This is a genomic window from Photobacterium sp. OFAV2-7, from assembly GCF_022347985.1.
Taxonomy (GTDB): Bacteria; Pseudomonadota; Gammaproteobacteria; order Enterobacterales; family Vibrionaceae; genus Photobacterium.
Genome location: NZ_JAKRFQ010000192.1, coordinates 1 through 6,895, shown reverse-complemented (window position 1 = coordinate 6,895; position 6,895 = coordinate 1). Strand labels below are relative to the sequence as shown.

General features: G+C 41.3%; 8 protein-coding genes. 3 read left to right on the top strand and 5 right to left on the bottom strand.

All coding sequences use genetic code 11. The features are described from left to right. The 4 genes from MHN01_RS11880 to MHN01_RS11865 form a co-directional block, all read right to left on the bottom strand. Window positions 1-399, bottom strand: a 399-nt coding sequence (locus MHN01_RS11880) for a GFA family protein (protein ID WP_239411544.1), incomplete at its 3' end; no start/stop codon positions are given. A 122-nt stretch (window positions 400-521) separates the two neighbouring features. Then, window positions 522-857: a hypothetical protein gene (locus MHN01_RS11875; protein WP_239411543.1), complete on the bottom strand. Its 336-nt coding sequence runs from the start codon at window positions 855-857 to the stop codon at window positions 522-524. Window positions 858-1,096: 239 nt separating this feature from the next. Further along, entirely contained in the window at window positions 1,097-1,573 is a 477-nt protein-coding gene (locus MHN01_RS11870; RefSeq protein ID WP_239411542.1) for a GyrI-like domain-containing protein, read from the bottom strand. Window positions 1,574-1,742: 169 nt separating this feature from the next. Next, window positions 1,743-2,177 (bottom strand): GNAT family N-acetyltransferase, encoded by a 435-nt coding sequence (locus MHN01_RS11865; protein WP_239411541.1) that lies wholly within the window; start codon window positions 2,175-2,177, stop codon window positions 1,743-1,745. 438 nt (window positions 2,178-2,615) lie between these two features. On the opposite strand from MHN01_RS11865, the gene MHN01_RS11860 reads away from it, so the two are divergent. The 3 genes from MHN01_RS11860 (at window position 2,616) to MHN01_RS11850 (ending at window position 6,003) form a co-directional block, all read left to right on the top strand. Next, window positions 2,616-3,320 (top strand): class I SAM-dependent methyltransferase, encoded by a 705-nt coding sequence (locus tag MHN01_RS11860; protein ID WP_239411540.1) that lies wholly within the window; start codon window positions 2,616-2,618, stop codon window positions 3,318-3,320. 304 nt (window positions 3,321-3,624) lie between these two features. Next, window positions 3,625-5,466: a lipoxygenase family protein gene (locus MHN01_RS11855; protein ID WP_239411539.1), complete on the top strand. Its 1,842-nt coding sequence runs from the start codon at window positions 3,625-3,627 to the stop codon at window positions 5,464-5,466. Between the two features lie 174 nt (window positions 5,467-5,640). Beyond that, window positions 5,641-6,003, top strand: coding sequence for a phasin family protein (locus MHN01_RS11850; RefSeq protein ID WP_239411538.1), 363 nt, complete (start codon window positions 5,641-5,643; stop codon window positions 6,001-6,003). Window positions 6,004-6,450: 447 nt separating this feature from the next. Here the strand turns inward: MHN01_RS11850 and MHN01_RS11845 are convergent, their stop codons facing one another. Then, window positions 6,451-6,819 carry a hypothetical protein gene (locus MHN01_RS11845; protein WP_239411537.1) on the bottom strand — a complete coding sequence of 123 codons (369 nt, stop codon included), beginning with the start codon at window positions 6,817-6,819 and terminating at the stop codon, window positions 6,451-6,453. Window positions 6,820-6,895 lie beyond the last annotated feature (76 nt).

Here is a 6,895-nt window from a genome sequence, read left to right as displayed (position 1 = left end):
TTCAGCTTCAGTCATGACCGGACAATCACTGTCAAAGTTGTAATAGTCTGGTTTTAAATCAATGAAGTACTGCATTGACATATGTAGATTTTCTTTCTTATCAAGATCCAGTGCACCTAATAAGATGTTGTAGCTTCCTGACTGATTCATTTTGAAATACAAATGCGTTCCACAATTGCGACAAAAGCCTCTTTTAGCCCAGGGGGAAGATGTGAACTCTGAAAGATATTCAGTCCCTTGAATTTCAACGTCTGCACCGCATGGCATGGCAAATTGCGGTCCGCCATTCCACTTTTTGCATGTGTCACAATGGCAGATGATGAACTCATCAGTGAGCTTTTGTGTTTTCAGGGTCACTTTGCCACAAAGGCAAGTTGCTTCATGATTAGTTTTGTCCATACTTAATCTCCTTAAGTTTATCGCTAAACATAAGTTGCGCCGTGATGACTCAATCAACGCGCTGTGATTCATATTAAAATATGAGTCACAGCTTCAGCTTGGATGTTTCGTCTAACTAAGTACTATATTGTGCAAATTATGTCTTTAAAGTAGCTATGTGCACCTTTCACTTTGTGGGTTTTGATATATTGCTCCATGCTTCTCTTTTTCCATGCGTCATTCGAGCCTTTAGCTTTTGTTGACTCAGAAAATAAATAGCCATGTGGGCAAAGTTCGTTAGCTTTATTCTTGAAAACACTATCGACTTCACTATTTGAGATCACAGATTCCTTATCACTAATGGCTATCAAAGTATATCTGTTATCGCTTACTTCATGGCTGAATATTTCGAATGATGAAACTTGAGAAGAAGTACATCCGCTTAATAGTATCAAACTAAAAAAAACTGTAGGCTTCATTTTTTCCTTTATAACCTTACATTGTGTTCAACGCACAAGGTTTCCATATCACTTCTCTTACCAAAAAACGGTGTGGACTTTTGAACGCTGTTCTTTGGTGCTGTTTCGCGAATTGTATAATAATTTACTCCCCCGAAAATTAGATGTTCGTCACGCTTTTGTGGAAGGGAGAGGATTTAACCCTGCCAGCAACGCAATGTTAAAGATAACATTGCGCTGCTATAAAGGCGTTATGTTGTCTATTTTTCTATGATTGGGATATAGATTTCCAAGATAGAGTCGGGATGTTCTGGCCCCAAAAACCTCTCGTCATATCTCTCAAAGTCAAACATACCCGCAGGATTATATTCAGAGTTGGGTAACCATTCCCGGTAAATATAACCGAAGGTCTCTCCCAGTTTTGGACTTATAGCTCCATGATACTCGAATACAGCGTATTTAGACTTTGGCAGGTGGAGTGTTTCCATACCGATTGGCGTTTTGATTCCTGCTTTGCTTTCAGTTCCGGCAGTGTATTTCCATATCCCTTGCGTCATAAGTTCCTTATCGTAAGACTGGACACCATACCAAATTTTCAGGCCGTCGAGGGGATCGATTTCATTACAGCGCTCAAACAGCTTAGGCCAAGTTTTTCCAAATTCTCCTGACTCAGGAGAGGCTAGTACTTGAATCCCAGTAATCTGTATCTCATTGAGTTCGACAATTCTAGGTTCCATATTTCTCGAAATCCCTTAGAGTGGTTGTTATATAGACTTTATCTTATCGCTTCTAACATTAATTGGGGAATAGGGCATGTCATAGATTGGATGTGACAAATGTCATTATTTATATATGCCCATCATCGTGAATGTAATGTTTTCTTAATGCTTTTACATAATAACCGAGTTATACGTCAGAGTTTGTCGATGAGTTATAGGAAAACATACGTACTTCGTCTCTGGGGAACCAGCCCATTTTTTGATAAAAATGCTGGGCTTTTTCGTTTGTATTGTTAACAAAAAGGTGTGTTTTCGATATCCCGATATTACTTAATGCTGATATCACATGATCAACCAGTTTTTGACCGATCCCTCTTGATTGGTAGTCTGATGATACTGACAGGTGCTGTAAATATCCTCTGCGTCCATCAGTACCAACCAGAACGGCACCTATTATCTGGCTGTTGTGGATTGCAACAAAGCTCAGCCCTTGGTTTCGCTGAAGGTACATATTTATGTTCTCTTGTGAATCTGCGTCACGAAGAGTCATGCCATCCGACGTTGTCCAAAGGTTTATTACCCCTTGATAATCTGAGATCTCCATTTCTCGATATTGAATCATTAATACTCCATAGTCCGAATAAAAGTTACCTAAGCTTGAGTGATTACCGTTGTCACATTTCGGCAGGTATAACATATGAGAATACTCTCTTTCATTGATTAGTCTAATCATATTGATATAGGTTGCATTTTGTTGCGTATGTCTGATTGAATATTTGCTTTTTGGTGAGTGCCTAATATATTAAGGGGGCATGAACCGCCCTTTAACCAACAGAGTCCAATTCTGTTCACCATTGAAAACTATAGGTAACTGTTGAAACTTATAGCTTTGGTTTATTGCTCTTTTATATATCTTTACCTGCCAGAATCTAATCTGCAGATATTTCTACTTTTGGTTGCTTGGATGCCTGTTGGCTGATAAGTTCCTGCTTGTTTTTAATGTTGTAATCTCTCCCAACCAGTGCAATAAAAACCTTGTTTTGTATATTTAGGAAACCCTATGAAATCAGATATGTACTCAAAGCACGCTGAAAAGTACGATTCAGCGGTGAAAGACAATATTTACAATGCCCATTTTGAAAGGCCGTCTCTGCAAGCAATGCTGGACGATTTGTCGGGAATGGATGTGCTTGATTTAGGATGTGGTTCAGGTGTTTATGCTGAGTTTCTTGTCCAGCAACGCGCATCCAATATAACCTGTATTGATGCTTCTGAAGAGATGATTAAGTTAGTAAGAAACAAGTTTGGCGAGAGAGTCGTTTCTTATGCTCAGGATTTGTCTATCGGCCTTCCTAAAGAAAAATCGAATAGTGTTGATGTGATTATTTGTCCGCTTGTTCTTCATTATTTACAGGATATTTCAACCTTGTTTAATGACATTAGCAGAGTTTTAAAACCGGGTGGGTATATGGTTTTCTCGACGCATCATCCGTTTGCTGATTTTGAGTGTTCAACTAGCGGAAACTACTTTGAGCGCGAGCTTGTGAAGGATGTCTGGGACACTGTGGGCACACCTGTTGAAGTTACTTTCTACCGGCGATCATTAACGGAGATCATGACTGCCATTACAGATAGTGGTCTGGTTGTTACCCAGCTGTCTGAAGGTATTGTATCGGAGAAAATCAAAGAGCTTTCTTTGAAGCATTATGAGTACTTATCTAACAATCCAAACTTCATCTTTATAAAGTGTCAGAAGTTAGTATAGGGTGATCTATACCTATTAACAGACTACATAATGTGATATCTCTCCATTTGTATTGTTGGATTGTGGAAATACAAACTTCACGATAGGTGAGTGAATTAACAGTTTAGATTTACGATATGCAACTAGTTTGTTTTTGGCTGGTTAATTAAAGCTCCTGAACTATCTTCTTTATCAATCTTATCGAATAGTGGTTTGACCTGTAGTAATACAGTGGCTCGATGAGTGATGCCAATGACCATTTTTTAGATTTTGCATGTAACGGTCATTCTTATATATCCCTACTATTAAGAAGAAAGGACTCACCATGTTTAACTTATTTCCGCGTTTACACCCAACGCTGCCGCAAAATGACAGTAAACGAGAGCAAGAAAAGCGCCGGAAGCAACTTGAGACAACACAAGAACAATATGTCTGGGATCTCAAGCATCCAAATGTTGCGCCTGTTCCTATGGTAAAAGAAGTGCCGAAAGAAGCGGATCCGACCTTAAGTTGGAAGATAACCGTTCTACAAACATTAGTACCTATAGTTGAGAATCTTATCGCCAATGTCAAAGATGCAGCAGATCTGGTTGATATCAAGGATGGCTTGAAAGAAGTTTCCGAGGCCGCTTTGAGCTTGAAGCCTGGGCAAGAATGGGCGTTGATCAGAAATACGTCTGAAATGCTGAAGTCACTGGTCGAGATGTATCTGAGGTTGGTGCAATCGGAGGTGACGGAATACCGTAATGAGGCCGGCCTTGATGCGTACAAAGATCTGTTTAAGAAGATCCCTCTACCAGCAGTCGCCGAAGTGTTCCAGCAAAATGAGATTTTTGCCAGATTCCGGGTTGCGGGTCAAAATCCAATGTTAATCAAAGGGGTTTCCAGTATTCCGGATAATTTCCCCGTTAGTGAAGCAGGATTTCAAAAAGTGATGGGGGCTGATGATTCATTAGCCGAGGCGCTGGCAAATAATCGTGTCTACCTGCTTGATTACCATGAGCTAGAGATGCTTGCCGACAATCCTCAGGGACCAGAAAAGCAAGTCTTTGCACCAATAGCACTGTTTGCTATTCCCAAGGGCCAAAAATCACTTACGCCCGTTGCAATACAAAGTGGTCAGGATAAGGACACATCTATCTTAACCTATGCGGTCGAGAATAATGATAACTCTGCGGAATACTGGCAGTGGCAGGCCGCTATGACCTTGGTTCAGGTTGCGGATGGTAACTACCATGAGCTCTTTGTACATTTAGGCCGAACTCACTTGATCATTGAAGCCTTCACCATAGCGACTAATCGCTATCTTGCTGAATCTCACCCGATTAATGTGTTGCTGTTACCTCATTTCGAAGGGACCTTGTTTATCAACAATAGTGCCGCAGGTTCGCTAATCGCAGAAGGTGGGCCTATTGATAGTATCTTTGGTGCCAAGATTGAATCTACCCAACAGGCAGCTGGTACAGACAGGCTAAATCTGGACTTTTATGGGTATATGCTGCCAGCCGATTTAGCGACGCGCTGTGTAGATAATAAAGATATTTTGGATTACCCATACCGTGATGACGCTATTTTGGTCTGGGATGCGATTCAGGAATGGACGAAGTCCTATATCAATGTTTATTACTCTGATGACGCCGCTGTAACTGAAGATTATGAGCTAACAGCTTGGACAGAATCTTTGATGAAGGAAGGTTCGATAAAAGGGTTCAAGCCGATCACAACTCGTGAGCAGTTGTCCGAAGTGCTCACGATGATTATATTTACTGCCAGCGCACAACATGCCGCTGTTAACTTTCCGCAAAGTTCATTAATGAGCTTTGCACCTGCAGTAACCGGGGCGGTATGGGGAAAAGATCCGTCGAATGTACACACAGAAGAGGGTTGGCTGAAAAACTTCCCGCCTATGAAGCAGTCGCTTGAACAGTTGTCATTATTGCAGATTCTCGGCGGTGTTTATTACCGTAGGCTAGGTGAATACCGTACGAACAACTTCCCATATTTTGAGTGGTTTGAAGATGACAGGATAACGAAAGAAGGCGGTCCGCTTTGTGACTTTAATGCCTCTTTGAAAGAGATAGAAAAAATCATCAACGACCGAAATGAAACGCGTGAAGAATACAGCTTCCTGTTACCAAGTAAAATCCCGCCTAGTATTAATATCTAACTAAGCCGAAAGCGGGAGATGTTCTCCCGCTTTTGATTACCTCATTCTATACATATTATCCTTAATGATTCGCTAAATTAGTGGGATCACTCTAATTGAAAGCATTATCCTGATACTAAGAAGTCAGCTTTATCATTGGCTGGCAGTTGTAAGCTAGTGTATGAGGACAAGATCATGAAAGACCAAGAACGAAAAATAGAAGATTCTGCCCGTGAAGAAAAGCTCCATAATAAGGTTTGGCTTGCTGGGCTAGGTGTATACGCGAAAGGTGGGGATGAGTTGAATCAGCTCTCAAGCAAAGGTAAGGCTATGTACAATGACCTGATCGAACAAGGTCGAGGCGTTGAATCTGAGCTGAAAGAGCGTATTCATACAACTCGTATTCACAAGTCAGTTTCTGCTGAAGAACGTGCGCACCAATTGGTTCAGAAAATGGTTGGTATGGATAACGAGCGTCTAGACAGTATAGATGACAAGATCGATCAATTGACGGCAAATATTGAAGCGCTATTGGAACGTCGCGAAGCGAAAAAATAACTGAGTGACATCAAGTAGCTTGTTAGGCAGATATTGCACCAGGCTTCTAGTTGTTGCTCACAAATGTCGGCTGTTATCAGTTCTAAGCGGGATGACCTGGCTCTCACGAGTATCAGCCCAGGCCAGGATCAACGCGTAGTGTTTTTTTAACAACATCAGATACACTCCAGTCAGCACAAAGCCCAAACATATCAGTTGGCTGGAGTCGTGCACGTTGGAAGGTGTCGCCATAAGTATTATCCCTAGTGTAGTGCCAAGTACACTTAAGCCAAACATAAGCGGATAAGCCAGGTTAAAAAAGGGCTGTAAGTTTATGAATGTGCTAAACAGTAGCTGTTTTAACATCACCATACCAAATCTCCCATTAAAGCAATGTTACAATAATCTAACAAATGGCGCAGGGATGGCAATAGTTAATTTAAGCACTTTCAGGTACTTGCTATGTACTTAACTTGAAGGGGCTGAGGCGCTTTTCAACTTCTCTAAAGGGTTCGGGCATTTTTCGTCTGCGATACGCATCACCTCTTTCTGGAGTGACTCGTCAGCACTGATATCTGGGTATTTTTTGCTTAGGTCTTCGATACACAGCTCAGAGGTGTTCATCACTTTCATCATCTCATCTTGTGAAGCTAATATCTTGGACATGTCGCCAGATTGCAGCGCTTCGTTTACAAGCGCTAATGTCTCTTCCGCATGTTGGTAAGGCCCTTCAAGGCAAACACACACATCATCAGCAGCAGCATCGAGGTTTGCCGCAAAAGGACGAGGGGAGAGAACTAGCGCTAGTACTGTGACAGAGAAGATATACCGATTCATTGGATACTCACGTTTCGTTATGAATTTGAATGGAGGATCTGATGTCATGGATAGTATAGCTGAATAGCTTTAATCT